The organism is Polaromonas sp. JS666 (assembly GCF_900103405.1).
Taxonomy (GTDB): domain Bacteria; phylum Pseudomonadota; class Gammaproteobacteria; order Burkholderiales; family Burkholderiaceae_C; genus Polaromonas.
Genome location: NZ_FNHX01000005.1, coordinates 369,447 through 394,303, shown reverse-complemented (window position 1 = coordinate 394,303; position 24,857 = coordinate 369,447). Strand labels below are relative to the sequence as shown.

The window sequence follows — 24,857 nt, the reverse complement described above, 5'->3', positions numbered from 1 at the left end:
CGGGGTTTGGATGCAGTTTCGAAGTGCTTCCCGCACACGGCCCCAACCGATTACCTGTTCGTCAGGGAGATGAGATGAAGCGACCTTGGCCCGAAAGAGGCATCCGCGGTGCGAAATACCTTGTTGCGGGCGCGTTCCTGATACTTGCAACACAGCCCGCACTGCAGATTGCTCGCGGCAATAGCCTGGCAACGGCAGCTGTTAACTTTGTATTCGGTGTTGTTGGCCCCCTCTTTCTCATCGTAGGGTTCTATCTGGTGGGTACGCGAGACAAACAACAACAAAAAGACAATGAAAAGTGACGTACGAGGCCTGCATCGCACCCACCTTATGAACAATCTTGTCCTCCCGAAACGGCTAGCCGTCGCATTGGTTTTACTCGCAATGCCCTGGATCTCGCAGGCCGGTAACGACACCCCCTACGTCGAGAAATCGCTGGGAACAACGACCGTCAAGCTCCCAAAGCTTGCCGACTTTTCACCCGCCTGCGACGAGAACAAGCAAATCGCACAACGCGCCGCAGGCCTGACACCCAAAACTGCGGTCTTCGTCGCCTGTTCTGTCGAGTCAAAAAAGTGGCACGCCTTCCAGGATGGCAAACCCAGCGACATGTATCCGTTTATCGCGATTGCGGTTCAGGTGACACCGCCCGGGGGAGATTACACAACTCAAGAGTTTGAGAAAGTACGCGCTGCTGCGCACAAACAGCTTGGCGACCTTCTGACCAATACTCAGGACATACAACGGCAAATCGCTGAACAGGACCGCAAGCTTGCGAGTGGAGGCGTGGCCATTGAGAGGAAAAACTACCATCAAAGCTTTCAAGGGTTCTTTCAGCCTGCCGGTGAAACTTTCAGCTTCTCATATGTCACGACGCGAAACGTCACTGTGGTTGAAGCTGGCATGAAAAAAGATCTCTGGGAGGTGAACGCCGCTTCAATCATCTTCCTGTCGGGGAAGTTGTTAACGCTCAACGTGGTGGATCAATCTACCAGCGCGGATTCCGGGCTTAGGGTACAAGAGATCACCTCGAGATGGCTACGGGCATTTCGCGATTTGAACGAAAATCAGGGGCAAAAAAATGACTGCGCCTGATGTGATCCAGGGCGTCCATGCCTGCACACTCGTCCAACTTTCACCCATAAAAAACCTTTCCAGCTTCCGGCCACCGCGTCATTCCTCCGTCTGAGGTATCTCGAAAAAAAGGCAACATATGGCTAAGCTCCAGGCATTGGGAGCCGACATCGGATGTGGAACCATCGCCAGGCACCCGTCATAAAAACGATATTCACATGAACTTCAGACGCTTCCCAATCCTGGTCAACTGCGCCCTGGCCTCACTCTTCATGGCGGGCATGGCTCACGCCCAAGGGAGCGCTCCCATATGCATGAAAAGCGCGGAAGAGGCCGCCCGGCGCTTCGTGATCCTTGCCGCCGCCAAACCAAGCCAGGCCGTATCCCTTTTAACCCGGAGGTCGCTGAACAGCTTTCGCCTGCGCGCTCAGCGGATGCTGGAGGATCGCTACGCTCCGGCGTCACAGGCTCGACGCGAAAAAGTATTGGGAAGCTCTTTCTCCAACGAAAAAATGCGTCTCATGACCGACTCCGAGTTTGTCGCAAGCTATATGGCAGCCGGTGATTCTCGTGGCTCTGTATCCGACGTCCAAGTCTTGAGCCATGCCTCCCCTAGTTTGGGGGGTGACGAGCTTGTTGTGGGATACACAGTAAAGGCTGGAGCGGCCCGCGGCCGGCAACAACGCATACTTTCGACACGAAAAGAAGGCGACTGCTGGTGGGTGGACATGCCGCTTGAAGCATGGGTTCGGCTGGACGAAGTCGGCACGGCGCTTAAGGCCACGCGAACAGATATGCCCCTCACCCGAAAGGGCCCGCCTACAGCCTCTCTGCAGGTTGTACCAGCGAGTTTTGTTGAGCGACCAGACATGGTACAAGCCAGGCGGCCCGGTATTGCGGGCCCTTCCGGCACGGTTTGGTTGGCAAAATCGCCCATCCTCACGGAAGCAGATATCGATGGGGCAAAAGCAGGCTATTCATGCGACTTCTCCGCGATGGAGCCTGAACAGCCTGGGGTCCATATCTTTTTCACCGACGCTGGTGCTGAGCAATTGAAGCAATGGTCGTCGGAAAATATGGGGAAAGTTCTGGCCGTTGCCGTCAACGGCGACGCATTGGTCGTCGCGACTGTCAAAGGCATCCTTGGAAAGCAGTTGATGTTGTGCCTTGAAAAATCTACTCTTGAAGAGGCTGTCGCGCTATCTGAGAACTTGATGGGATGGCGGAAGTAACGCATTCTGCCAAACCACCGCAATGACAAGCAGGCGTTTGGTGAGCCGAGTATTTCAGCTTTGGGAGTCGCACGGCATATGGAATCACCGCTAGGCAACATCATCCTCTACACAAGGGACATGAGGAAGTCCGCGGAGTTCTACGCCCGGTATTTTGGTTTCAATACCACCGGCGAAGTGAGCGAAGGGCTTATCGAGTTACGCGCCCTGAACAACGGCGCCGGAATACTGATCCACCAGGCCGCAAAGTCCGTGAAGCTCGGGCAGGTGGGCGTGAAGCTGGTGTTTCATGTAAAGGACGTTGCGGCCTTTGTGGCTGAAGCAGCAGAGCGGGGCCTCAAGTTCGGCGCCATCCATGAAGCCAATGGATATTCATTCGCCAATGCCAAGGACCCGGATAAAAATTCAGTGAGTATTTCGAGCCGGGCGTATCGCTAAGGCCATCCCATGCACATCGCCCTCGAATCACCAGACCAGCCGGAAATCATCCGCCTGATTGCCGAGCTGGACGCCTACCAGGACACGCTGTACCCGCCCGAGAGCCGGCACTCGCTGGACCTGGCATCGCTGAAACAGCCCCATGTGGTGTTCGCCGTCGCCCGAAATGCCGAGGGCCAGGCCATTGGCTGCGGCGCCATCGTCATCTATCCGGCGTACGGCGAACTCAAGCGCATGTATGTAGACCCGCGAAGCCGGGGCGCCGGCGCCGCCCGGAAAATTCTGGCCTTGCTCGAATCCACGGCAAAGTCGCGCGGCTGCGAACTGGTCAAACTCGAAACCGGGCCCAGCCAGCCCGAAGCGCTGCGCCTCTACGCGAGCTGCGGCTATGAGCGCCGGGGGCCTTTTGGGGACTACACGGACGATCCGCTCAGTGTGTTTATGCAGAAGTCCATCGAGGGCTAGGCTTATGCTCATCAGAACCCTTTACAGTGTTCGATCACCGCGCCGTTCCTCAACTAGCGGGACATCTCGAATTAAAAGGACAGTGCATGGCTAAGCTCCGTTCGTTGTTGGCCGACCCTCTATCGGATGCGCGCAAGCGCAAAGACCGGCTCTTGCAGGAGCGGGCCTTGGTGGATGCCGCAAGCCAGCCGGATGCATACGAGCAGTTCAGCAGCCAGATCAGGTTTGAAGAAGATTTCATTGCTTCGTTCACGGACTTCAAGAAAGAAGCCGCGGCAAAGAGGCCCAGCGCTATGTCCGTGAGCGCGAAAGGAATCCTTCAACTCATTGGCCTGGCGGTTCTCTGCTTTGTTTTGATCGGGATATGGCGGCGGTATTTTGGGTAAGCCGCAATGGGATCCGCGCTTGCCGCCGCGTTACTTAGCCAACAAAAACCGAAAAAGAGGAGAAGAACAAAATGGACAACAACCAGACAGCGCTGCTATCGGAGATCCGTGACCTGCTGAAAGAGCAGAACACGCTGATCGCGGACATCAAGGCCATGAACGCCGAAGACGCGGGCCGGACCCTGCTGGCCATGGACCAGGCCAGCGAGTTGCAGGCATCGAATGCCGACGCCTTGCGCTATGCGCGCCGCGAGAACCGGAAAACCTTTATTGTCTTTGTGCTGTTCCTGCTGTTGATGGCCGGCTTTGCGTTTTACCGCTATGGCTCGGTGAGCAGAATGCTCGGCGCATAAGCTGCGCTGCACCCGAAGGGACTCCACACATGGCACGCATCATTCCCCCGCTGGTCCTCGAGATGGTCGAGGAAGCCTCAAGCTCCGCCGGCTCCGACGTTTCCCCCTTCTGGCAATCCGACAACGAGGGCACGCCGGAAGAAGGCATGTACCAGCTGGCGTCTGAACTGGACGTCGAGAACGCCGACCAGTTGCTGGCCCAGCTCCCAACCGGCTACAGGATGGTGTATTCAATTTTTCTGTGGGAAGCCAGCCGCGCCGGCGAGGGATTCAAGACGGGCACCGACAACTCGGGGCCGGCACTGGTGCAGGCCGCGGCAAAAGCCTATGCCGAAGCGGGCATGCCGGAAGAAACCGCGGCGCTGGAGCGCATGCTGGCGCAGTATGTTCAAACACCGCTGGACTATGACAGCATCGAGGCGGCGTATGAGGCGGCGGACAATCCCTACCAGGATGACTGGGAACGGATTCCGAAATTGGTCAGGCATCTTTGCGAGAACGCGGACCGGTATTTTTATGTTGAGGATTGACTGTAGGCTCGAGTCACGAACAGTCCCCTCATACCAGCCCCTCCATTGAGCGAACCTTTCGAAAACTCACACACCCCCCGGCATCAAACCTTATGGCACGTTCACGCAACGACTACGTCAAAAAGCGGGCCATCCGCTTTCAGAAATTGCGTGCCAGGCTGCTTGCCTGCTACCTTGTGCCCGGCATGGTTGCCTTGCTTGCGGCAATTGTTTCCGTTGTGATGGCCGCCTCTGCATGGCTGCAGCTTGCGATATTCGGTATTGCCTTCACGCTTTTAGCCATTGGTGAAACAAAGTACCGATGCCCCGTCTGCAACCGCACTCCGCCTGGAAATTTCAATCCGAAGTCTTGTGGCTATTGCAAAACCGTCCTGCGGTGGCGGAGATGATATTGAGTGGTACAGGTCCCTCGCGGCCCTGCTGTGTCAGCCTCGTCCTACATCCAAAGATGACATCCATGGATGTCTTTTGACATAGCGGCGAATATGCTGGCGCATGGCTCCCAAAGACAGGCGTGAAAAAGGCGGTACTGCGCTCGACCAGATTCGGGCGTCGCTCAGGCAGTTTTTGCGAGTCAGGGACTTGCAGGAGAAGCTGGCCCCGCACGGCACGGAAGAACCCGGCCGGCCGCTTGCGAGTGACGAGCTGAAGCACTGGCGGGATTCACTCGACGAGGACAGCCGCACACGGTCGCGGCTCGGACCGCGCGGCGGCAAAAAAGACTAAGCCTGGCCGGGGCTCAAGCCCGCCCCGACACCAGCCTGAACCACCGCCCGCAGCGCGAGGCCAGCGCCAGCTCTGCCGTTTATACCCAGCCAGCTTTTTTCAGCTCGGCGACCAGCATGCGGCTGAAGGACTCGACATAAGCATCGGGCTCCATGCCGGCCGGGCCGTAAGACAGGATGCTGATATAGCCGCGCGAGGCGCCTGTCGCGTCACGCACGATCACTGAAACCTCAAAAGACCTGCCACCGCCCGCCGCGACGGTCAACAGCCCGGGCGTCAGCTCGACCGTGAATGCAGGGCCTTTGGGCACGCCGTTCTTCGCGAGTTCAGCCTCGATCTGGCGCGGCGCGCCCTTGAGGAAGGCGTCGAGGAGCGGCGTCACTTTCTCGCGCGAGGGATTGATCTGCGCACTGCCTGGGTAGCGCATGGTGATGCCGTCAAACTTGTCCCAGCGAACCTGGGCGGCCGTAACCTTGAATTCGGTGGCGGCAACAGCCTTGCTCGTGACTTGCGAGCCCGCGCATGAGGCCAGCAAGACCGCCAGCGCCGGCGCGAGCAGCAGGATTTTCCAGTTCAGTTTGAGCATGTCCTTCTCCCTCTTGTTTACGGTTGCAATACACCACTGACAAGCTTGAGCTGGCGGCCGCAGCGCTGCGCGAGCGTGGCGTCATGCGTGACCATCACGAACGCCGTCCCATGGTCGCGGGCCAGTTGCAGCATCAGGTCAAACACGCCATCGGCCGTGCTGCGGTCCAGGTTGCCCGTCGGCTCATCGGCCAGCACACAGGCGGGCCGCGTCACCAGCGCGCGCGCAATCGCCACGCGCTGGCGTTCGCCGCCTGAGAGTTCCGCGGGCCTGTGGTGGATTCGGTCCTTGAGGCCGACGGCGGCCAGCATCTCGGTGGCGATGCGCGACGATTCGGCGGGCGCCTGGCGGCGTATCCACAGCGGCATGGCGACGTTGTCGAGGGCGCTGAATTCGGGCAGCAGGTGGTGGAACTGGTAAACAAAACCTAAATGCTGGTTGCGCAAGTCGCCTTGCTGCTGGGGCGACAAGGCCGACAGCGCTTTTCCCTTGAGTTCCACCTGGCCGCTGGTGGGCGCGTCCAGGCCGCCCATCAGATGCAGCAGCGTGCTTTTGCCGGAGCCCGAAGCGCCGACGATGGCCAGGGTCTCGCCGGCGTGGACTTGCAGGTCCACGCCGTGCAGCACCGTGAGGTCTATGCGGCCTTCGTGGAAGCGTTTGGTGAGAGCTGTGGCTTTGAGGACGACCTCTTCATTCAAGCCGGGGCCGCGGAACCGGCTTTGCCGGGCCGCAGGCGCAGCGGCCCCCTCGGGGGGCAGCGAACCCAACGAAGTGGGGAGCGTGGGGGCCATATCACTCATAACGCAGGGCCTCCGCGGGGTTGACCCGGCTGGCGCGCCAGCTCGGGTAGATGGTGGCCAGAAAGGACAGCAGCAGGGAGATGACGACGATGGGCATGATGTCGGCGTATTGCGGTTCGCTGGGCATGCGGCTGATCAGGTAGATGTCTTTGGGTAAAAAGCTGGCATTGAGCGCACGCTCGATGGCGGGCACGATGACATCGATGTTGAAGGCGATGCCCAGGCCCAGCAGCAGGCCCGAGAGCGTGCCGATCACGCCGACCAGCGCGCCCTGCACCATGAAGATTTTCATGACGCTTTTGGGGCTGGAGCCCAGGGTGCGCAAAATCGCGATGTCGGCGCGCTTGTCGGTGACCGTCATGACCAGGGTGCTGACCAGGTTGAAGGCGGCCACCGCGACGATGAGGGTGAGGATGATGAACATCATGCGTTTTTCGAGCTGCACGGCGGCGAACCAGGTCTTGTTCTGGCGCGTCCAGTCGCGTATCAGCAGGTCGCCACTGAGGGTTCTGGAGAGTTCGTAAGCCACCTCGCGCGCCTGGTGCAAGTCCTTCAGGCGTATGCGTATGCCGGTCGGGCCTTCGAGGCGGAAGATTTTCGCGGCGTCGTCCTGGTGCATCATGACCAGGGCCGAGTCGTATTCATAGTGGCCGGAGTCAAAGGTGCCGACCACGGTCATCTGCTTCAAGCGCGGCACCACGCCGGCCGGGGTGACCTGGCCGCTGGGCGCGATCAGGGTGACGGTGTCGCCCTCGCGCACGCCCATGGCGCGGGCCAGCTCGCCGCCCAGCACCACGCCGAAATTGCCGGGCACCAGTTTCTGCAGCGTGGGCGCCGAGGCGGCGGCGAGGTCGGTGACCTGGCCTTCGAGCGCCGGGTCTATGCCGCGCACGAGGGTGCCTTTCATGTCTTCACCGCGCGCCAGCAAGGCCTGGGCCGCGACAAAGGTGGCGGCGCCCGTGACCTGCGGGTTGGCCTTGATTTCGGCGAGGGTTTTGGCCGGGTCGGGAAGCGCGACGCCGCCCGGGGCAAAGACCTCGATGTGCGAGATCACGCCCAGCATGCGGTCGCGCACTTCCTTCTGGAAGCCGTTCATCACACTGAGCACGATGATGAGGGCGGCGACGCCGAGCGCGATGCCCAGCATGGAGACACCCGAGATAAAAGAGATAAAACCGTTGCGCCGGGTGGCGCGGCCGGCGCGGGTGTAGCGCCAGCCCAATATCAGTTCATACGGAATTTGCATCCGGGTATTGTTGCATCCCGGACAATAGCCCCATGTCAGCCAATTCCCCCACCCCTTTCACAGGGCCGCAACTGCTGCTGCCTTTCGCGGCCTGCGGCGCGGAGGCCTGGCTGCCGGCGATGAAGGCGCTGCCGGCCGACAGCACACGCAGCCTGGCCCAGCTACTCAGGGGCATGAAGTCAGCGCACACTGATGAGGCCGACGCCCACACGCTGTCGCCGCCGCATGAACGGGCTTTGGCCCGGGCGCTGGGCATCGCGGATTCGGGCACGCCTGACGGCCTGATTCCCTGGGCGGCGCGTGATGCGGCGCTGCACCTGCCCGCTTCCACCGCCTCTGCGGGCAAGGCCTGGGCCTGGATCACGCCCTGCCACTGGGCCATGGGCCGCGAGCATGCGACGCTGACGGACCCGGCCGCGCTGGGCCTGCAAGAGGGCGAATCGCGCGCCCTGCTGGCGGCCATGCAGCCTTATTTTGAGGGTGACGGCATCACGCTGCACTATGTGCCGGCCCTGGGGCCGGCGCGCTGGCTGGCCGAGGGCGAGCTGTTTCGCAGCCTGCCGACCGCCTCGCTGGACCGGGTGCTGGGCCGCAATGTGGACCCCTGGCTGCCCAAGCAGGACAAAAGCGACACCAACAGCACGGCGCGCAAAATCAAGCTTTTGCAAAACGAGATGCAGATGCTGCTCTACACCCATGCGCTCAATGACGAGCGCGCGGCGCGGCGCCAGCTGCCGGTGAATTCTTTCTGGCCCAGCGGCACGGGTGCGCTGGCCGCGGGCTACACGGCTGGCGAAGCGCCTTCAATGCCGGCCATGCCGCGCAGCCTGGCGCAGGCGGTGTTTGCCGACGACTGGGCAGCTTATGCCCAGGCCTGGGCTGCATTGGATGCGAACGAGATTGCCGCCCTGCTGGCGCGCCAGCGCGCGGGCGAGGCCGTGCGGCTGACGCTGTGCGGCGAACGCGGCGCAACGACCTTTGAGACAGCGCACCAAGGCTTATTTGCCAAAATCGCGGCCAGCCTGGCGCCCACCCCTTTGTTGACGGTGCTGGAGCGGCTGTAAGCCCTGGCACCCACTCATATATATAGAGAGTTTGAAAACCCCTTCATGAAAATCCAGGTACGAGAAATCCCGCCGCGCAGCGTCTGGGCGCTGCAGCAGGCCGGCATACACCCGCTGCTGGCGCAGCTTTATGCGGCGCGGGGCGTGCATTCGGCCGACGAACTCGACGACGGCCTGGGCCGCTTGCTGCCGCCTTCGTCGCTGCGCGGCGCACTGGAGGCCGCGAAGCTGCTGGCCGATGTGATGGCCGCCGGCCAAAAGATCTGTGTGGTGGCCGATTACGACTGCGACGGCGCCACCGCCTGCGCCGTGGCGCTGCGCGGCCTCAGGCTGCTGGGCGCGCGCGATGTGGGCTATTTGGTGCCCGACCGCGTGACCGACGGCTACGGGCTGACGCCGCCGATTGCCGAGCGCGTGAAAGCCAGCGGCGCCGACCTGCTGGTGACGGTGGACAACGGCATCGCCAGCATGGAGGGCGTGGCGCGCGCCCGCGCGCTGGGCATGCAGGTGCTGGTGACCGACCACCACTTGCCGGCGCTGAAAGACGGCCTGGTGGTGCTGCCCGAGGCCGATGTGATCGTGAACCCCAACCAGCCCGGCTGCACGTTTGAAAGCAAGTCGATTGCCGGCGTGGGCGTGATGTTTTATGTGCTGCTGGCGCTGCGCGCCGAGTTGCGCGAACGTGGTGTGTTTGATGCGGCCAATCAACCGAAGCTTGATACGCTGCTGCCGCTGGTGGCACTGGGCACGGTGGCCGACGTGGTGAAGCTGGACGCCAATAACCGCCGCCTGGTGGCGCAAGGCTTGAAGCGCATACGCGCGGGCCATCTGCCGGCCGGGCTGGCCGGTTTGTTCAGCGCGGCGGGGCGCCAGGCGGGCGCGGCCACCACCTTTGACTTTGCCTTTGCGCTGGGCCCGCGCATCAATGCGGCGGGCCGGCTCAGCGACATGACCTTGGGCATTGAATGCCTGCTGACCGACGATGCGGCGCGCGGCGAAGAGCTCGCCAAGACGCTGGACGGCATCAACCGCGAGCGCCGCGACATCGAAGCCGGCATGCGCGAACAGGCGCAGCTGGCGGCCGACGCGATGATCGATGAAGACGAGGAGCCGCCGCCGGCGATTGCGATCTTCGACCCGGAATTCCACGAGGGCGTGGTCGGCATCGTGGCTTCGCGCGTGAAGGACAAGCTGCACAGGCCGACCTTTGTGTTTGCCGCCAGCCAGGCGCCGGGCAAGGAGCATGAGCTCAAGGGCTCGGGCCGCTCGATTCCGGGTTTCCATCTGCGCGACGCGCTGGACCTGGTGACCAAGCGCCACCCGGGCGTGCTGCTGCGTTTTGGCGGCCATGCGATGGCGGCGGGCTGCACCATCGCCGAGGAAAATTTCGAGCTCTTCGAGCAGGCGCTGCAGCAGGTGGCACATGAATGGCTGGACGCGGCCACGCTGACGCGCCGCATGGACACCGACGGCCCGCTGGCGCCCGAATACCGGCGCGCCGACCTGGTCGACACCTTGCACAAGGAGGTCTGGGGCCAGGGTTTTGCCGCGCCCACCTTTAGCGAGGTGGTGGAAGTGGTGTCGCAGCGCCTGGTCGGCGAAAAACACCTGGCACTCAAGCTCAAGCACCAGGGCCAGCCGGTGGACGGCATCTGGTTCGGCCATACCGAAGCGCTGCCGGCGCGGGTCAAGCTGGCCTTCCGGCTGGATGCCGATGAATGGCAGGGCGTCAAGCGCGTGCGCTTTCTGGTCGAGGGCGCGGAAATCTGAGTGTTGCCGGTGGAGCGCCCCTCCCCCTCCGGGGAAAGGCGCAGGAGGACCTCACTGCAGCTCAAACTCCCCGCCGCGCTCTATCGCGCGCTGGTAGGCGGGCCTGGCGTGTATGCGCGCGAGGAAGTCCATCAAACCCGGCCTGCTTTCGTTGAGCCCGCCGCGCGCGGCGGCGGCTTCCAGCGGGAAGCTCATCTGGATGTCGGCACCGCTGAACTCCTTGCCGGCAAACCAGCCGCCCTGGGGCAGCGACATTTCAAGAAAATCCAGGTGCTGCCTGAGCTGCGGCTCGATAAAGGTCTTTTTGACCTTGCCGGCGATGCCGCGTGCAATCGGCTTCACAAAAAACGGCATGGGCGAGTTCTCGATCTTGTCGAAGACCAGCTTGAGCAAGAGCGGCGGCATGGCCGAGCCTTCGGCGTAGTGCAGCCAGTAGGTGTAGCGCAGGTGCTCGGGCGTGCCGGCGGGGGGCGCGAGCCGCCCGGCGCCGTAGCGGCCCACCAGGTAGTCGATGATGGCGCCCGATTCGGCCAGCGTGAGTTCACCGTCGGTGATCACCGGCGACTTGCCCAGCGGGTGCACGGCGCGCAGCGAGGGCGGGGCCAGCATGGTTTTGGGGTCGCGCTGGTAGCGCAGGATCTCATAGGGCAGGCCCAGCTCCTCCATGAGCCAGAGGATGCGTTGCGAGCGGGAGTTGTTCAGGTGGTGCAGGGTGATCAAGGGGTGGCTCCGTTGGACATCAGCGATGAGATGAACGCATGGTAGGCCATGCCGCACCGCCCTGAAGCCGCCCCAGTCGCCAGGGCGCGCACCGCGGCCGGCCGCTTTTGCACCCCGCAGGGGCAACCGGGCACCAGAAACAGGCATTTTGTACACAATCTTCTGAGAAATCGCGTACAAAGCTGGCACAGGCCTTGCACACAAGGGCGGCATGAACGCCCTTGCCAGCCCCGCGCCCGCCGCCATTGAAGCCGTCGCGCTAACCAAACGTTATGCGCAGCAAGACAGGCCGGCGGTGGACGGCATACACCTGCGCATTGCCGGCGGCAGCTACTGCTGCCTGCTGGGGCCCTCGGGCTGCGGCAAAAGCACGACGCTGCGCATGATGGCGGGCCATGAGTCGGTCACCAGCGGCGACATCCTGCTGGAAAACCGCAACATCACCGACCTGCCGGCCGCCGGCCGGGGCACGGCCATGATGTTCCAGAGCTTCGCGCTGTTCCCGCACCTGTCGGCGCTGGACAACGTGGCCTTCAGCCTCAAGATGAAAGGGGTGGACAAGGCGGCACGGCGGCGCCAGGCCCAGGAACTGCTGGAGCGGGTGGCCATGGGCCACCTGGCCGAACGCAAGCCGGCCGAGCTCTCGGGCGGGCAGCAGCAGCGCGTGGCGCTGGCGCGAGCGCTGATCACCCAGCCGCGCGTGCTGCTGCTCGATGAGCCGCTGTCGGCGCTGGACCCGTTTTTGCGCATCCAGATGCGCGCCGAGCTGCGCCGCTGGCAGAAGGAGCTGGGCCTGACCTTTATCCACGTCACCCATTCGCAGGAAGAGGCGATGGCGCTGGCCGACACCATGGTGGTGATGAACCACGGCCGCATCGAGCAGCAGGGCTCGCCCCATGAGATTTACAACCGCCCGGCCAGCGAATTCGTGGCGCGCTTCATGGGCGGGCACAACGTGCTGGACACGCCGGCGGGCCGCATAGGCGTGCGCACCGACCACATGCGCATCACCCCGGCCGGCGAGGCCGCGCCCGATGCGCCGCACAACCGGCGTGCCGTGGTCACCGATGTCGAATACCAGGGCACTTATGTGCTGCTGGGCCTGCAGAACCCGGGCGTGTCGCACACCGCCAGCAGCACGGCCGAGCTGTCGGTGATGCTGCCCGAGGCGGCGTTTGCGGCCCGGCCCTATGCGCCCGGCGACGCGGTGCAGCTGTCGTGGGCGCCCGAGGCGGCGCACACGCTGCGCGCCGCGGCCCCGGCCTGACACCGCTTGTTTTTGTACCTCCGTTTCCAACCGCCCCTTCGCAAGAAGATTTCCACCCCAGCACAGGAGTTTCACCATGTCCGACGCCCTTCCTGATCAAAAGAACCCGCAAGACATCGCCGACGGCACCCCCGCGGGCGGCCTGCCGCGCCGCGCACTGCTCAAGGGCACGGCCGGCATCCTGGCCACGGGCATGTTCCCGGCCGTGCACGCCCAGGAAAAAATCGTGTTGCGCTACCTGGGCACCGCGGTGAACCAGGACAAGGCGATCGCCGAAAAATTCAAGGCCGACACCGGCATCACCATCCAGTACGTGGCCGTCACCACCGACGACGTGACCAAACGCGCGGTGACCGCGCCCAACAGCTTTGACCTGATAGACACCGAGTACTTCTCGCTCAAGAAGATCGTGCCCACCGGCAATTTGAAGGGCATAGACACGAAAAAGATCAAGAACGCCGACAAGATCACCACGCTGTTCACCACCGGCACCGTGGCCGGCAAGGCCGTGGGCGACCAGGGCACCGCGCCCAAAAAGGTGATTTACCTGGAGGGCGAAAAGAGCAAGGTCTTCGCCAAGAGCCCGACGCAGTTCATGTCGCTGATCCCCACGGTGTACAACGCCGACACGCTGGGCATACGCCCCGACCTGATCAAGCGCCCCATCAATTCCTGGGCCGAGCTGCTGAACCCGGAGTTCAAGGGCAAGGCCGCGATCCTGAACATCCCGTCCATCGGCATCATGGACGCGGCCATGGTGGTGGAAGCCAAGGGCATCTACAAATACCCGGACAAGGGCAACATGACGAAGAAGGAGATCGACCTGACGATCGCCACGCTGATCGAGGCCAAGAAGGCCGGCCAGTTCCGCGCGCTGTGGAAGGACTTCAACGAGTCGGTCAACCTGATGGCCTCGGGCGAGGTGGTGATCCAGTCCATGTGGAGCCCCGCCGTGACGGCCGTGCGCACCAAGGGCATCGCCTGCAACTTCCAGCCGCTCAAGGAAGGCTACCGCGCCTGGGCCGCCGGCTTCGGCCTGCCGGCCACGCTCTCGGGCAAGAAGCTGGACGGCGCCTATGAGTTCATCAACTGGTTCCTCGACGGCTGGGCCGGCGCCTACCTGAACCGCCAGGGCTATTACAGCGCCGTGCTGGAAACCGCCAAGGCCAAGATGGAAGCCTACGAGTGGGCCTACTGGATGGAAGGCAAGCCCGCCTCGCAGGACATCAAGAGCCCCACCGGCGACGTGCTAGCCAAGGCCGGCGCGGTGCGCGACGGCGGCAGCTACGAGGCGCGCATGGGCGGGATTGCCTGCTGGAATGCGGTCATGGACGAAAACAATTACATGGTTCAAAAATGGAATGAGTTTGTAGCTGCATAAGCACCCCCCTGTTGCCGCTCACTTCGTGTAGCGGCCTCTCCCCTACAGGGGACGACAGCTGCGGCCTGGCGAAGCCAGTTCCGCGCTGTCGCTGGAAGGGGCTTCGCTTGCTCTGGTGGTTCTTTTTTTACTTCGGGTCGTCATGAGTACACCGGCAATCACTGCACACTCCGCTCCGGCCAAGGCGCCGGGGCGCAGCCTTGCCGCCTGGTGGCAGGCGCTGCCGCTGGCGTCGGTGTTTGTGCTGTTCTTCCTGATCCCCCTGGCGCTGGTGCTGACGGTGAGCTTCTGGGACTTCAATGAGTACGAGCTGCTGCCCGGCTTTACGCTGAAGAATTACTTCGCCATTTTTGAGGGATGCGGCAGCGGCGCGGACCTGTGCGTGACCTTCAAGACCTATCTGTCGACCTTCAAGTTCAGCCTGCTGGTCTGGCTGATCACGCTGGTGACCGGTTTCACCGTGTCCTACTTTTTGGCCTTTCACGTGCGTTCGCAGGGCGCGCAGACGCTGCTTTTTGTGCTGTGCACCATCCCGTTCTGGACGTCAAACGTGATCCGCATGATCTCCTGGGTGCCGCTGCTGGGCCGCAACGGCCTGGTCAACCAGAGCCTGCTGGGCATGGGCGTGGTGAGCCAGCCGGTCGAGTGGCTGCTGTTCTCGGACTTTTCGGTGGTGCTGGCCTTTGTGCACCTGTACACCATGTTCATGATCGTGCCCATCTTCAACTCCATGATGCGCATAGACCGCAGCCTGATCGAGGCGGCCAACGACAGCGGCGCCTCGGCCTGGCAGACGTTGTGGAACGTCATCGTGCCGCTGTCGCGCACCGGCATCATCATCGGCTCCATCTTTGTGCTCACCATCGTGATGGGCGACTTCGTGACCATAGGCGTGATGGGCGGCCAGCAGATCGCCTCCATCGGCAAGGTCATCCAGGTGCAGACCTCCTACCTGCAGTTCCCGCTGGCGGCGGCCAATGCGGTGATCCTGCTGGCCGTGGTGCTGATGATCATCTGGGCCTTGACGCGGCTGGTCGATATCCGCAAGGAGCTCTGAATGCGCAATGACAGGCACAGCCCCGGTTTCTGGCTCCTCGCCGCGTTTTTCGCGCTGTTCGTGCTGTTTCTCTACGGGCCGATGTTCATCATCGTGCTGCTGAGCTTCCAGGGCCCGGAAGGCGGGCTCACCTTTCCGCTGCGCGGCGTCTCGCTGCACTGGTTCCACAAGCTGGCCGAGGGGCTGGGCGTGGTGGACATAGGCGCGGCGCTCAAGCGCTCGCTGGGCCTGGGCCTGGCGGTGACGGCCTTCACGGTGCTGTTCTCGGTGCTCGCGGGCCTGGCTTTCCGCAAAAAGCTCGCGGGCGGCAACACCCTGTTCTTTGTGGTGGTGGCCAGCCTGATCATGCCCTCCATCATCGTGTCGCTGGGCATAGGCCTGGAGTTCCGCCTGCTGGACGGCGGCATCAAGAAGCTGCTGGAGCTGCTGGGCATGGACAGCGCGCTAGAGGGCTACGGCACGGCGCTGGGCCTTTTTACCTCGGCGCTGGGCGCGCACCTGACCTGGACGCTGCCCTTCGGCCTGCTCATCATGTTCGCGGTGTTCAACCGCTTCAACCCGGCTTACGAGGAAGCCGCGCGCGACCTGGGCGCCACGCCGTGGCAGGGCTTTCGCCACGTGGTGCTGCCGCTGATCGCGCCCTCGGTGGTGGGCATAGGCATGTTCGGCTTCACCCTGAGCTGGGACGAAATCGCCCGCACCTCGCAGGCCATAGGCGACGTGAATACACTGCCGCTGGAACTGCAGGGCCTGACCACCACCGTCACCACGCCGGCCATCTACGCGCTGGGCACCGTCACCACCGTGGTGTCGCTGGGGGTGGTGGCCCTGGCCATAGGCCTGGCCTGGTGGCTGGGCAAGCGGCAGAAAAAAGGACAGCGATGACACCGACGAACACGGCGGCGCCCGCCGCGCCCCCGACCGACACCGAGATGTATGAGCGCGTGGTCTCGGCCATCCTGGACCACCGCCTGCCGCCAGGCACCAAGCTCGGGGAAGACAAGCTGGCCGGCGCCTTCGGCGTGTCGCGCACGCGCATACGCCCGGTGCTGCTGCGCCTGGCCAACGAGCAGGTGGTCACCCTGGTGCCGAATCGCGGCGCCACCGTGGCCCAGCCCACCGAACAGGAGGCGCGCGAGGTTTTCGAGGTGCGCCGGCTGATAGAACCCACGCTGGTGGAGCTGTTCATCGCCAAGGCCGACGAGGCCGACATGGGCCAGCTCAAGCGCTGCATCGACGACGAGGAAGCCGCGCGGCTGGCCGGCGACATGCACCGCGCGATCCGGCTGTCGGGCGACTTCCACCTGCAGATCGCCGAGCGCGCCGGCCACCAGACGCTGGGCCGCATCCTGCGCGAGCTGACCTCGCGCACCTCGCTGATCCTGATGACCTACGGCACGGCCCTGGTGGACATGCGCGAGGACCGCCGCGACGGCGCCGCCGCCTGCCGCTGCCGTGAGCACCGCGTGCTGCTGGACGCGATACGCCTGCGCGACGCGCGGGAAGCGGCGCGCCACATGCGCGAGCACCTGACGCGCCTGGAGTCGCAGCTGCAGTTCACGCCGCCCGTGGGCGAGGCGCCCGACCTGTCGGCGCTGTTTTCCTGAGCCGGGACGGGGTGCCATGCGCAGGCTTTTGGTCATTAACCCGAATACCTCGGCCTCGGTCAGCGCGCTGCTGCAAACCCATGTGCAGGCGGCCGCAGGGCTGCATGTGCAGGTCAGCACCGTCACCGCGCGTTTCGGCGCGCCCTATATTTCGGACGAGGCCAGCTACGCGGTGGCCGCGCATGCCGCGCTGGACGCCTGGGCGGCCGCGCTCGCGCTGCCCGGCGCAGCGCCCGACGCGGTGCTGATAGGCTGCTTTGGCGACCCCGGCCTGCTGGCGCTGCGCGAGAGCAGCCCGGTGCCGGTCACCGGCCTGGCCGAGGCGGCCTTTATCGAGGCGGCGCGCCACGGCCGCTTTGCCATCGTCACCGGAGGCGAGCGCTGGGGGCCCATGCTGCAGCGCCTGGCCCAGGCGCTGGGCCACGCGCCTTCGCTGGCCGGCATCCACACCGTCGCGCCGACCGGCGCGCAGCTGGCCGCCGACCCGGCCGCCGCACGCACCCTGCTGGCCCAGGCCTGCCGCGACGCGGTACGCCAGCTGGGCGCGCAGGCGGTGATCCTGGGCGGCGCGGGCCTGGCCGGCATGGCCGCGGCCCTGCAGCCCGGGCTGGGCGTGCCCCTCATCGACAGCGTGCTGGCCGGCGCGCACTGGGCCTTGCGCAGCCACGCGCCGCCGCCGCAGCGCGGCAAGCCGGGCTTTGAGGTACCCTGGGAAAACCTTTCGCCGGAGCTGACGGCCCTGGGCTTGTAGCCCGGCGGACAGAGGCGCCACCAGGGATATGTGAGCGCGCACTGCAGTGCAGAACCTGTTCACGGCCTAAACGGGGCCGCGTTGGGGTGCAATCGGGATGAGTGGGCCGACCGGGACCGCCGCATGGGCTAATGCCCATGCAAGGGCCTGGGTGGCTCAATCGCCCGATTTCACCCCAACCCGGAGGGCAACCCCCTTCCCGGGCAGTCTGCGGCGTTGCGGCGCTAGCCCATAGGTGAACTATGGGCGTCGCACCGCGCCTTGCATCCCCTCCCGGGAAGGGGGTTGCGCGGCCCCGTTTAGGCCGTGAACAGGTTCTAAAGCCTAAAATGGCCTTGTGACCCCCCAAAACATCCTGAATGCCGACCTGCATTGCCACTCTGTGGTGTCGGACGGCACGCTGACGCCGGAGGCGCTGGCGGAACGGGCCAAGGCCAACGGGGTGGAGCTCTGGGCCCTGACCGACCACGACGAAATCGGCGGCCAGCAGCGCGCCGCGGCGGCCGCCAAGGCCCAGGGCATGCACTACCTGACGGGCACCGAGGTCTCCGTCACCTTCGCCGGGCAAACGGTGCACATCGTGGGCCTGGGTTTTGACGCCGGCAACCCCGAGATCATGCAAGGCCTGCGCAACACGCGCGGCGGGCGCGAGCAACGCGCCATGGAAATGTCGGACTCGCTGGCCAAGGTCGGCATCAAGGGCGCTTACGAGGGCGCGCTGAAGTTCGTCGGCAACCCCGAGCTGATCTCGCGCACGCACTTCGCGCGCTTCCTGGTCGAAAGCGGCGTGTGCCGCGAAACCAACGAAGTCTTTCGCAAATACCTGACCGAAGGCAAGCCCGGCTACGTGCCGCACCGCTGGGCCACGCTGCGCGACGCCGTGACCTGGATCACCCAGGCCCAGGGCATCGCGGTGATCGCCCACCCGGGCCGCTACAAGTTCACCCCCAACGAGGAATACGCCTTGTTCACCGAGTTCAAGTCCCACGGCGGGCGCGGCGTGGAGGTCGTCACCGGCAGCCACACGCCCCAGGAATACATCAAGTACGCCGAAACGGCGAAAGAGTTCGGCCTGGCCGCCTCGCGCGGCAGCGACTTCCACAGCCCTGACGAAAGCCACACCGACCTGGGTACCCTGCCCTTCCTGCCGGGCGAGCTGACGCCGGTGTGGGAACTGCTGGCGGACCGCATCCAGTGATGTCAGGCCCCGCAAGAACCACCCACGCCCCGGCCGGCATCGCACTCCTGGTAGGCGCCGTCGCCTGCTTCGCGGTGCTGGACACCACCACCAAGATTATTTCCAGCAGCGTGCCGCTGCTGATGGCGCTGTGGTTCCGTTATGCCTTCCAGGCCGTGGCCACCACGCTGGCGGTGCTGCCCTCGCGCGGGCTGTCGGTGCTGCGCACCGCGCACCCGAAATTCCAGCTGCTGCGCGGCCTGCTGCTGCTGCTCACCAGCCTTTTTGCGTTCTACAGCCTCAGGCACATGCCGGTGGGCGAGTTCACCGCCATCGTGATGATCACGCCGCTGGTCATCACCCTGCTGGCCTCGCTGACCCTGGGCGAGCGCGTGTCCTGGCTGCGCTGGGCGCTGGTGGTGGGCGGCTTTGCCGGCACGCTGATCATCATCCGGCCCGACGGCGACGACTTCAACTGGGCCATGCTGCTGCCGCTGGGCCTGGTGATCTGCAATGCCTGGTTCCAGATTTTGACCAGCCGGCTGGCGCGCACCGAAGACCCTTTCACCATGCATTTCTACACCGGCTGGGTGGGCACGCTGGCCGCCTCGCTGGCCCTGCCCTTTGTCTGGGCCGCGCTGGACTCCTGGACGCTGTGGGCCGGCCTGGCCCTGATGGGCCTGATGGGCACGGTCGGCCATTTCATGATGATCCTGGCTTACGGCCGCGCGCCGGTGTCCACGCTCACGCCTTTTCTGTATGCGCAGATCGGCTTTGCGATGCTGGGCGGCTGGATCGCGTTCTCGCATGTGCCGGACCGCTGGTCCATGCTGGGCATGGTGATGATCGCCGTCTGCGGCGCGACGGGCGCCTGGCTGGCGGTGCGCCAGAGCCGCGTGCTGATAGAGCCCGTCGAATCCTGAACCCGAAAGGCGAAAGCAGCACACCATGGCCCAGTTTTTTGAAGTCCACCCCGAGAACCCGCATACCCGGCTGCTCAAGCAGGCGGTGGCCCTGCTGGAGCGCGGCGGCATCGCGGCCGTGCCCACCGATTCGAGTTATGCGCTGGTCTGCCACCTCGACGACAAGGCCGCGGCCGACAGCCTGCGCCGCATACGCGGGGTGGACGACAAGCACCACCTGACCCTGCTGTGCCGCGACCTCAGCGAGCTGGCCAACTACGCGCGGGTGGACAACAAGCAGTTCCGCCTGCTGAAAGCCGCAACGCCGGGGCCTTACACCTTCATCCTCGAAGCCAGCAAGGAAGTGCCGCGCCGCGTGAGCCACCCTTCGCGCAAGACCATAGGCCTGCGCGTGCCCGAGCACAAGGTGCTGCAGGCGCTGCTGGAGCTGCACGGCACGCCGCTGCTGGCCACCACCCTGATCCCGCGCGGCGGCGGCGAGCCGCTTAACGACGCGCACGAGATACGCGGCCTGCTCGAGCATGAGCTGGCCGCCGTGATAGACGCCGGCGCCTGCCACCAGGAAGCCACCACGGTGATAGACCTCACGCCCATGGGCGAAGGCGGCGAGCCGGTGGTCGTGCGCCAGGGCCGCGGCGGGCTGGCGGCGCTAGGGCTTTGACCGCGCCCCCTTGCCGGGCCTCTTGACACGTCTGAGACAATTCCGGCATGGATATCGCCAATTTAATTCAAACCGTCGCCATCTACGCGCTGCCGGTGCTGTTCGCCATCACGGTGCATGAGGCCGCGCATGGTTATGTCGCGCGTCACCTTGGCGACAACACGGCTTACATGATGGGCCGCGTGACGCTGAACCCCGTCAAGCACATAGACCCCGTGGGCACCATCCTGATGCCCTTGCTGCTGTACTTCGCGACCTCGGGCACTTTCCTGTTCGGGTATGCCAAGCCGGTGCCGGTGCAATTCGGCAACCTGCGCAATCCCAAGCGCGACATGATCTGGGTGGCGCTGGCCGGTCCGGGTGCCAACCTGGCGCAGGCCCTGCTCTGGGGCGTGCTGTTTTACTTCCTCGCGGGCGCCGGGGTGAGCGAGCCGTTCTTCATCAAGATGTGCCAGGCCGGCATCCTGGTCAACGTGGTGATGTTCGTCTTCAACCTGTTTCCGCTGCCACCGCTGGACGGCGGCCGCGTGCTGGTCGGCCTGCTGCCCTACAAACAGGCCTTGCTGGTCTCGCGCGTGGAACCCTGGGGATTTTTCATCGTGATGGCGCTGGTGATTTCCGGCATCATCAGCAACCTCTGGATGCGTCCCCTGATGGACGCGACCTATTTCGTAATCCAAACCGTTTTGACGCCGCTGGCCATGCTGGTGAAATGATGAGCAACAACAAACACGCCGACGCCGCCCCCACACGCTTCCTGACCGGTATCACCACCACCGGCACGCCCCACCTGGGCAATTTTGTCGGTTCCATCCGGCCCTCGGTGCAGGCCAGCTTTCGCGACGACGTGCGCAGCTTTTATTTCCTGGCCGACTACCATGCGCTGATCAAGTGCGACGAGCCGACCCGCATCCAGCAGTCCACGCTGGAGATCGCGGCGAGCTGGCTGGCCGCCGGGCTGGACCCGGAGCGCGTGACCTTTTACCGCCAGTCCGACATCCCGGAGATCCCCGAGCTGACCTGGCTGCTGACCTGCGTGACCGGCAAGGGCGTGCTCAACCGCGCCCATGCCTACAAGGCCGCGGTCGACAAGAACGAAGCGGCCGGCAACGACCCGGACGCCGACGTGACCGCGGGGCTCTTCATGTACCCGGTGCTCATGGGCGCGGACATCCTGCTGTTCAAGACCCACAAGGTGCCGGTGGGGCGCGACCAGGCCCAGCACCTGGAAATGGCGCGCGACATGGCCCAGCGCTACAACCACCTCTACGGCGAGCACCTGGTGCTGCCCGAGGCGGTGATCGAGGACTCGGTCGCCCTGCTGCCCGGCCTGGACGGGCGCAAGATGAGCAAGAGCTACGACAACACCATCCCGCTGTTCACGCCGCGTGAGCAGATGCGCAAGCTGATCGCCGGCATCGTCACCGACTCGCGCGCGCCGGGCGAGCCCAAGGAGGTCGAGGGCTCGGCCCTGTTCCAGATCTACCAGGCTTTTGCCAGCGCCGACGAAACCGAAGCGTTACGCAAAGCTTACGCCGGGGGCATCGCCTGGGGCGACGCCAAGCAGATGCTGTTCGAGCGCATAGACCGCGAAATCGCCCCCATGCGCGAGCGCTACCACGCGCTGATCGCCGACCCGGGCCGGATAGAGGCCATCCTGCAGGCCGGCGCGCGCAAGGCCCGCGCCGAGGCTACGCCCTTCATGGCCGAGCTGCGGCGCGCCGTGGGCCTGCGCAAGCTGGACAGCCTCCCGGCGGCCGCCGGCAAAGCCAAGGCGGCCAAAAGCGCCGCGCCGGCTTTCAAGCAGTACCGCGAAAAGGACGGCCTCTTTTATTTCAAGCTGCAGGACGCCGACGCCCGGCTGATGCTGCAAAGCCGGGGTTTCGAGTCGCCCCGCGAGGCCGCGCTGGCCATTGCCGCACTGCAAAAAGACGGCCTGGAGGCGCTGCCGGGGCAGGCCCAGGCCTTGCCGGGTGTCACGGAGGACGAGTTGACGGCGGTTTTAAGGTTTTTCGATAATTAAGCTTGTTGTTTTTTTGGATCAGCGTTCTGAAAAAATACCGCAACTGCCTGTTTATTTATGCCCCAAAGTTGACATACAGCAGTTATGCTCACTGGCTAATAGGAACAATTCTTCACATTTGACTTAATGAGTATTTTTGTAATAGATGACCATCCGCTCATGCGGGAAGCGGTTGTCATGTTGATCCGCCGCCTGAGCAGCAAGGCTACCGTGACCGAGCTGGACCGGCTCGCCGCCGTCATGCCCGCCGTGCAGGAGCAGGGCGTTCCCGAACTCATCTGCCTGGACTTGCGCCTGCCCGACACCAATGGTGTCTCCGGCGTGCGCGAACTCAAGCAGCAATTCCCCAGCGTGCCCCTGGTGGTGCTGTCGGCCGCCCCGGCCCAGGACTACGAGGACCTCTCCATCGAGGCGGGCGCGGATGCCTACATCCAGAAATCCGCCGGCGCCACCGAGATCTCCAACGTGCTGCGCGTCTTCCTCAGCGAAGACCTGGACCCGGAACCCAGCACCCCGACCGAAAAACTCTCCAAGCGGCAAAAGCAGCTGCTGGTGATGCTGGACAAGGGCATGAGCAACCGCGACATCGCCGAAGAGCTGCAGATCAGCGAGCACACGGTGAAAGTGCACCTGTGGCGCCTGTTCCGCCGCCTCAACGTCAAGAGCCGCTCCCAGGCGAGCCACCTGGCCAGAACCCAGGGCCTGCTCTAAACAAAAAGGACACGCAAGCGTGTCCTTTTTTCTTCATGCAGCCGGTATTGGATATTGGTATCCGGTTGTTGGCTGTTCGGTATTCCTCTCCCCACCCCCTTGTGGATGCGCCGAGGAGCGCAGGGCCAGACGGATAAGGGCTGGCGTTGTCTGAGCGGAGTGAAACGCAGCGAGTTTAGGCAGACCCCGTCTGGACCGAGCACCGCAGGTTGCCCGTAGCGAAGCGAAGGGACGCAGGAACCAGGGTCGCCTTTTCTTTTGCTTACTTTTCTTTTGGCGAAGCAAAAGAAAAGTGAGTTGCCGCCGGGCAACCCCCGGCCAGCAGGATTCAGAGGGGAGCGCCCCGCTGGAGCAAGACCCAGCCCTAACCCCTAAGCTCAACCCAAAAAACACTCCCCCGGCCCGCCCGGGAAGCCAACCCCACCGGATGCCCCAGCGCCGCGCTGAGGCGAGACACGATGGCCAGCCCCAGGCCGAAGCCCTCCTCGGTGCCCTGCAGCGGGATCCGGTAGAACTCCTGGAAGATCGCCTGCTGGTGTTCCCTGGCGATGCCCACGCCGGTGTCCCAGATCTCAATGCGGGGCACGCCGCCCCTGTGGCGCACGGCCATCAGCACGCCGCCGCTGTGAGTGTTGCGCAGCGCGTTGGACAGCAGGTTGCCGACCAGGCGCTGCAGCAGCACCGGGTCGGACCTGACCTTGCCGGGCGCCGCGCGTACCCTGAGCCGCAGGCCGCGTTCACGGGCAAAGGGCGCGTACTGCGCCTCCAGGTCCTGCAGCAGCCCGGCCAGTTCCACGTCCTGCAGATTGACCCTGAGCGGGTCGGTTTCCAGCCCGGCCAGGTCGAACAGGGAGTTGAACAAATCGTTGACGGCCTTGGTGGAGCGCACGATCTTGGGCGTGATCTGTTCGACGAACTCGGGCTCGGCAGCCAGCCAGCCGGCGTACAGGTCCAGGGCATGCACCGGCTGGCGCAGGTCGTGGGCGGCGCTGGCGATGAAGCGGTTCTTGATTTCCACCGCCTCCAGCGCCGCCCGGCTCTGCTCGGTCAGGGACTTGATCAGCATGGAGTTGTCGTACTGCAACTCGAGGTTGATGCGCTGCACCTCGTGAAAACGCTGGCCCGAGATGCGGATCACGGCCCAGTAAATGAGCACCAGCGCCAGCATGCCGTAGGTGTTGAAACTGGAGGGCAGCCCGCGTTCCATGACCAGCTGGTAAAGCAGCGCGGCCATGACCGAAACCCCCAGGCCGTTCACATAATTCTTGAAGCAAGGCAGCCAGGACGAAAACGTGCCCACGGCGAAACCGGCCATGCCCACCAGCACGACCATGCAGAGGAACTGGTCGTATACCGGCGCGCGCAGGAAGTAGACGAACATGGAGGCCCCCCAGACCAGGGCGCTGGCCGACCAGGTCCAGCCGTATTTGGCCATGAAGGCACGCAGGGACGGGCCGCTGACGCCCGTCAGGCTGCGCTGGTAGATGCTGATGACGCCGTAGCGCACCACGGTCACGGCCGCCGCGGCCGCCGCCCACAGGCCCAGGGCCAGCGTGTCGACGCGGTGGTAAAGAATGGCCAGCATGACCACGATCAGCACCAGCGCGGAATGCAATGCCGGCCGGGCATAACGCATAAAGGTGTGGATCAGCCGCATCTCCACCCACTCCTCGCGCGAGAGGTCGGCGACGCTCTGGGCCGGCCGTGTCGTTGGGAGGGAGTCCATGCAGCCGAGTTTAGGGCCAGTCAGCGGCTCATGGCGGCCCGCAAGCGCCCCCGGCCGCATGCGCCGCGCCGATGTTGCGCAGGGTTGACGAAATCGGTGCCCCAGTGAGCCCAATTGCGTACACTGGACGCTTCCCCGGAGGGCGATACCCGTGCCTGGACGCCGGACACCCGCGGCGGCATC

The 24,857-nt window shown here is 64.3% G+C and carries 29 protein-coding genes; 24 read left to right on the top strand and 5 right to left on the bottom strand.

All coding sequences use genetic code 11. From position 1 onward, the window contains the following. The first annotated feature begins 74 nt into the window (after window positions 1–74). The 10 genes from BLQ85_RS24325 to BLQ85_RS15415 all read left to right on the top strand — a co-directional run bounded on the left by BLQ85_RS24325 (window position 75) and on the right by BLQ85_RS15415 (window position 5,204). Window positions 75–302 carry a hypothetical protein gene (locus tag BLQ85_RS24325; RefSeq protein WP_139201006.1) on the top strand — a complete coding sequence of 76 codons (228 nt, stop codon included), beginning with the start codon at window positions 75–77 and terminating at the stop codon, window positions 300–302. A 28-nt stretch (window positions 303–330) separates the two neighbouring features. Beyond that, window positions 331–1,095, top strand: coding sequence for a hypothetical protein (locus BLQ85_RS15450; protein WP_139201005.1), 765 nt, complete (start codon window positions 331–333; stop codon window positions 1,093–1,095). A 197-nt stretch (window positions 1,096–1,292) separates the two neighbouring features. Beyond that, window positions 1,293–2,306, top strand: a complete 1,014-nt coding sequence (locus BLQ85_RS15445; protein ID WP_074578112.1) for a SecDF P1 head subdomain-containing protein — start codon at window positions 1,293–1,295, stop codon at window positions 2,304–2,306. A gap of 78 nt (window positions 2,307–2,384) precedes the next feature. Beyond that, window positions 2,385–2,744, top strand: coding sequence for a VOC family protein (locus BLQ85_RS15440; RefSeq protein ID WP_074578111.1), 360 nt, complete (start codon window positions 2,385–2,387; stop codon window positions 2,742–2,744). Window positions 2,745–2,753: 9 nt separating this feature from the next. Next, entirely contained in the window at window positions 2,754–3,209 is a 456-nt protein-coding gene (locus BLQ85_RS15435; protein ID WP_074578110.1) for a GNAT family N-acetyltransferase, read from the top strand. Window positions 3,210–3,295: 86 nt separating this feature from the next. Next, window positions 3,296–3,595 (top strand): hypothetical protein, encoded by a 300-nt coding sequence (locus tag BLQ85_RS15430; RefSeq protein WP_074578109.1) that lies wholly within the window; start codon window positions 3,296–3,298, stop codon window positions 3,593–3,595. A 71-nt stretch (window positions 3,596–3,666) separates the two neighbouring features. Then, complete coding sequence (locus tag BLQ85_RS15425; protein ID WP_074578108.1) at window positions 3,667–3,948, top strand: hypothetical protein; 282 nt, start codon at window positions 3,667–3,669, stop codon at window positions 3,946–3,948. A gap of 29 nt (window positions 3,949–3,977) precedes the next feature. After that, window positions 3,978–4,478: a DMP19 family protein gene (locus BLQ85_RS15420; RefSeq protein ID WP_074578107.1), complete on the top strand. Its 501-nt coding sequence runs from the start codon at window positions 3,978–3,980 to the stop codon at window positions 4,476–4,478. 92 nt (window positions 4,479–4,570) lie between these two features. Further along, on the top strand, window positions 4,571–4,867 hold the full coding sequence (locus BLQ85_RS24320) for a hypothetical protein (RefSeq protein WP_139201004.1): 297 nt from the start codon (window positions 4,571–4,573) through the stop codon (window positions 4,865–4,867). A gap of 106 nt (window positions 4,868–4,973) precedes the next feature. Continuing rightward, window positions 4,974–5,204 carry a hypothetical protein gene (locus tag BLQ85_RS15415; protein WP_074578106.1) on the top strand — a complete coding sequence of 77 codons (231 nt, stop codon included), beginning with the start codon at window positions 4,974–4,976 and terminating at the stop codon, window positions 5,202–5,204. Between the two features lie 79 nt (window positions 5,205–5,283). Here BLQ85_RS15415 and BLQ85_RS15410 read toward each other — a convergent pair whose 3' ends face one another. The 3 genes from BLQ85_RS15410 to BLQ85_RS15400 are packed head-to-tail and all read right to left on the bottom strand — an operon-like array spanning window position 5,284 to window position 7,836. Beyond that, entirely contained in the window at window positions 5,284–5,790 is a 507-nt protein-coding gene (locus BLQ85_RS15410; RefSeq protein ID WP_074578105.1) for a hypothetical protein, read from the bottom strand. 17 nt (window positions 5,791–5,807) lie between these two features. After that, window positions 5,808–6,590 (bottom strand): lipoprotein-releasing ABC transporter ATP-binding protein LolD, encoded by a 783-nt coding sequence (lolD, locus tag BLQ85_RS15405; RefSeq protein WP_371327293.1) that lies wholly within the window; start codon window positions 6,588–6,590, stop codon window positions 5,808–5,810. Then, on the bottom strand, window positions 6,583–7,836 hold the full coding sequence (locus tag BLQ85_RS15400) for a lipoprotein-releasing ABC transporter permease subunit (protein ID WP_074578103.1): 1,254 nt from the start codon (window positions 7,834–7,836) through the stop codon (window positions 6,583–6,585). Before BLQ85_RS15400 ends, lolD begins: the two co-directional genes overlap by 8 nt. 32 nt (window positions 7,837–7,868) lie before the next feature. Between BLQ85_RS15400 and BLQ85_RS15395 the strand changes: the two genes are divergently transcribed. Then, on the top strand, window positions 7,869–8,900 hold the full coding sequence (locus BLQ85_RS15395) for a hypothetical protein (protein WP_074578102.1): 1,032 nt from the start codon (window positions 7,869–7,871) through the stop codon (window positions 8,898–8,900). A gap of 45 nt (window positions 8,901–8,945) precedes the next feature. Further along, window positions 8,946–10,670: a single-stranded-DNA-specific exonuclease RecJ gene (recJ, locus tag BLQ85_RS15390; RefSeq protein WP_074578101.1), complete on the top strand. Its 1,725-nt coding sequence runs from the start codon at window positions 8,946–8,948 to the stop codon at window positions 10,668–10,670. 51 nt (window positions 10,671–10,721) lie between these two features. On the opposite strand, the gene BLQ85_RS15385 is transcribed toward recJ, so the two are convergent. Next, window positions 10,722–11,390, bottom strand: a complete 669-nt coding sequence (locus tag BLQ85_RS15385) for a glutathione S-transferase (RefSeq protein ID WP_074578100.1) — start codon at window positions 11,388–11,390, stop codon at window positions 10,722–10,724. A gap of 211 nt (window positions 11,391–11,601) precedes the next feature. On the opposite strand from BLQ85_RS15385, the gene BLQ85_RS15380 reads away from it, so the two are divergent. The 12 genes from BLQ85_RS15380 to BLQ85_RS15325 all read left to right on the top strand — a co-directional run bounded on the left by BLQ85_RS15380 (window position 11,602) and on the right by BLQ85_RS15325 (window position 22,948). Beyond that, window positions 11,602–12,657 (top strand): ABC transporter ATP-binding protein, encoded by a 1,056-nt coding sequence (locus BLQ85_RS15380; RefSeq protein WP_074578099.1) that lies wholly within the window; start codon window positions 11,602–11,604, stop codon window positions 12,655–12,657. Window positions 12,658–12,733: 76 nt separating this feature from the next. Continuing rightward, complete coding sequence (locus tag BLQ85_RS15375) at window positions 12,734–14,038, top strand: ABC transporter substrate-binding protein (protein ID WP_074578098.1); 1,305 nt, start codon at window positions 12,734–12,736, stop codon at window positions 14,036–14,038. Window positions 14,039–14,180: 142 nt separating this feature from the next. Beyond that, window positions 14,181–15,095, top strand: coding sequence for an ABC transporter permease (locus tag BLQ85_RS15370; protein WP_074578097.1), 915 nt, complete (start codon window positions 14,181–14,183; stop codon window positions 15,093–15,095). Continuing rightward, window positions 15,096–15,980: an ABC transporter permease gene (locus BLQ85_RS15365; protein ID WP_074578096.1), complete on the top strand. Its 885-nt coding sequence runs from the start codon at window positions 15,096–15,098 to the stop codon at window positions 15,978–15,980. It begins immediately after the preceding gene. Next, window positions 15,977–16,702, top strand: coding sequence for a GntR family transcriptional regulator (locus BLQ85_RS15360; protein WP_074578095.1), 726 nt, complete (start codon window positions 15,977–15,979; stop codon window positions 16,700–16,702). The genes BLQ85_RS15365 and BLQ85_RS15360 overlap by 4 nt, the downstream gene beginning before the upstream one ends. Before the next feature lie 16 nt (window positions 16,703–16,718). Further along, window positions 16,719–17,453, top strand: a complete 735-nt coding sequence (locus BLQ85_RS15355; RefSeq protein ID WP_074578094.1) for an aspartate/glutamate racemase family protein — start codon at window positions 16,719–16,721, stop codon at window positions 17,451–17,453. Window positions 17,454–17,790: 337 nt separating this feature from the next. After that, a complete protein-coding gene (locus tag BLQ85_RS15350; protein WP_074578093.1) occupies window positions 17,791–18,651 on the top strand; it encodes a 3',5'-nucleoside bisphosphate phosphatase in 861 nt (286 codons plus the stop codon). Next, entirely contained in the window at window positions 18,651–19,553 is a 903-nt protein-coding gene (locus BLQ85_RS15345; protein WP_074578092.1) for a DMT family transporter, read from the top strand. The genes BLQ85_RS15350 and BLQ85_RS15345 overlap by 1 nt, the downstream gene beginning before the upstream one ends. Window positions 19,554–19,578: 25 nt before the next feature. Continuing rightward, entirely contained in the window at window positions 19,579–20,214 is a 636-nt protein-coding gene (locus tag BLQ85_RS15340; protein WP_074578091.1) for an L-threonylcarbamoyladenylate synthase, read from the top strand. A 47-nt stretch (window positions 20,215–20,261) separates the two neighbouring features. Continuing rightward, entirely contained in the window at window positions 20,262–20,930 is a 669-nt protein-coding gene (locus tag BLQ85_RS15335) for a site-2 protease family protein (protein WP_074578090.1), read from the top strand. Beyond that, the gene (locus BLQ85_RS15330; protein ID WP_074578089.1) at window positions 20,930–22,237 is read left to right on the top strand and encodes a tryptophan--tRNA ligase; all 1,308 of its coding nucleotides are present in this window, start codon (window positions 20,930–20,932) and stop codon (window positions 22,235–22,237) included. Before BLQ85_RS15335 ends, BLQ85_RS15330 begins: the two co-directional genes overlap by 1 nt. A gap of 126 nt (window positions 22,238–22,363) precedes the next feature. After that, the gene (locus BLQ85_RS15325) at window positions 22,364–22,948 is read left to right on the top strand and encodes a response regulator transcription factor (protein ID WP_074578088.1); all 585 of its coding nucleotides are present in this window, start codon (window positions 22,364–22,366) and stop codon (window positions 22,946–22,948) included. Window positions 22,949–23,312: 364 nt separating this feature from the next. Here BLQ85_RS15325 and BLQ85_RS15320 read toward each other — a convergent pair whose 3' ends face one another. Then, window positions 23,313–24,674, bottom strand: coding sequence for a sensor histidine kinase (locus BLQ85_RS15320; protein WP_074578087.1), 1,362 nt, complete (start codon window positions 24,672–24,674; stop codon window positions 23,313–23,315). Window positions 24,675–24,857 lie beyond the last annotated feature (183 nt).

Bases quoted from the DNA above. Each gene is read 5' to 3' on its own strand.
- BLQ85_RS24325 (WP_139201006.1), top strand. From the start codon at position 75: ATGAAGCGACCTTGGCCCGAAAGAGGCATCCGCGGTGCGAAATACCTT.
- BLQ85_RS15450 (WP_139201005.1), top strand. From the start codon at position 331: ATGAACAATCTTGTCCTCCCGAAACGGCTAGCCGTCGCATTGGTTTTA.
- BLQ85_RS15445 (WP_074578112.1), top strand. From the start codon at position 1,293: ATGAACTTCAGACGCTTCCCAATCCTGGTCAACTGCGCCCTGGCCTCA.
- BLQ85_RS15440 (WP_074578111.1), top strand. From the start codon at position 2,385: ATGGAATCACCGCTAGGCAACATCATCCTCTACACAAGGGACATGAGG.
- BLQ85_RS15435 (WP_074578110.1), top strand. From the start codon at position 2,754: ATGCACATCGCCCTCGAATCACCAGACCAGCCGGAAATCATCCGCCTG.
- BLQ85_RS15430 (WP_074578109.1), top strand. From the start codon at position 3,296: ATGGCTAAGCTCCGTTCGTTGTTGGCCGACCCTCTATCGGATGCGCGC.
- BLQ85_RS15425 (WP_074578108.1), top strand. From the start codon at position 3,667: ATGGACAACAACCAGACAGCGCTGCTATCGGAGATCCGTGACCTGCTG.
- BLQ85_RS15420 (WP_074578107.1), top strand. From the start codon at position 3,978: ATGGCACGCATCATTCCCCCGCTGGTCCTCGAGATGGTCGAGGAAGCC.
- BLQ85_RS24320 (WP_139201004.1), top strand. From the start codon at position 4,571: ATGGCACGTTCACGCAACGACTACGTCAAAAAGCGGGCCATCCGCTTT.
- BLQ85_RS15415 (WP_074578106.1), top strand. From the start codon at position 4,974: ATGGCTCCCAAAGACAGGCGTGAAAAAGGCGGTACTGCGCTCGACCAG.
- BLQ85_RS15410 (WP_074578105.1), bottom strand. From the start codon at position 5,790: ATGCTCAAACTGAACTGGAAAATCCTGCTGCTCGCGCCGGCGCTGGCG.
- lolD (WP_371327293.1), bottom strand. From the start codon at position 6,590: ATGAGTGATATGGCCCCCACGCTCCCCACTTCGTTGGGTTCGCTGCCC.
- BLQ85_RS15400 (WP_074578103.1), bottom strand. From the start codon at position 7,836: ATGCAAATTCCGTATGAACTGATATTGGGCTGGCGCTACACCCGCGCC.
- BLQ85_RS15395 (WP_074578102.1), top strand. From the start codon at position 7,869: ATGTCAGCCAATTCCCCCACCCCTTTCACAGGGCCGCAACTGCTGCTG.
- recJ (WP_074578101.1), top strand. From the start codon at position 8,946: ATGAAAATCCAGGTACGAGAAATCCCGCCGCGCAGCGTCTGGGCGCTG.
- BLQ85_RS15380 (WP_074578099.1), top strand. From the start codon at position 11,602: ATGAACGCCCTTGCCAGCCCCGCGCCCGCCGCCATTGAAGCCGTCGCG.
- BLQ85_RS15375 (WP_074578098.1), top strand. From the start codon at position 12,734: ATGTCCGACGCCCTTCCTGATCAAAAGAACCCGCAAGACATCGCCGAC.
- BLQ85_RS15370 (WP_074578097.1), top strand. From the start codon at position 14,181: ATGAGTACACCGGCAATCACTGCACACTCCGCTCCGGCCAAGGCGCCG.
- BLQ85_RS15365 (WP_074578096.1), top strand. From the start codon at position 15,096: ATGCGCAATGACAGGCACAGCCCCGGTTTCTGGCTCCTCGCCGCGTTT.
- BLQ85_RS15360 (WP_074578095.1), top strand. From the start codon at position 15,977: ATGACACCGACGAACACGGCGGCGCCCGCCGCGCCCCCGACCGACACC.
- BLQ85_RS15355 (WP_074578094.1), top strand. From the start codon at position 16,719: ATGCGCAGGCTTTTGGTCATTAACCCGAATACCTCGGCCTCGGTCAGC.
- BLQ85_RS15345 (WP_074578092.1), top strand. From the start codon at position 18,651: ATGTCAGGCCCCGCAAGAACCACCCACGCCCCGGCCGGCATCGCACTC.
- BLQ85_RS15340 (WP_074578091.1), top strand. From the start codon at position 19,579: ATGGCCCAGTTTTTTGAAGTCCACCCCGAGAACCCGCATACCCGGCTG.
- BLQ85_RS15335 (WP_074578090.1), top strand. From the start codon at position 20,262: ATGGATATCGCCAATTTAATTCAAACCGTCGCCATCTACGCGCTGCCG.
- BLQ85_RS15330 (WP_074578089.1), top strand. From the start codon at position 20,930: ATGAGCAACAACAAACACGCCGACGCCGCCCCCACACGCTTCCTGACC.
- BLQ85_RS15325 (WP_074578088.1), top strand. From the start codon at position 22,364: ATGAGTATTTTTGTAATAGATGACCATCCGCTCATGCGGGAAGCGGTT.
- BLQ85_RS15320 (WP_074578087.1), bottom strand. From the start codon at position 24,674: ATGGACTCCCTCCCAACGACACGGCCGGCCCAGAGCGTCGCCGACCTC.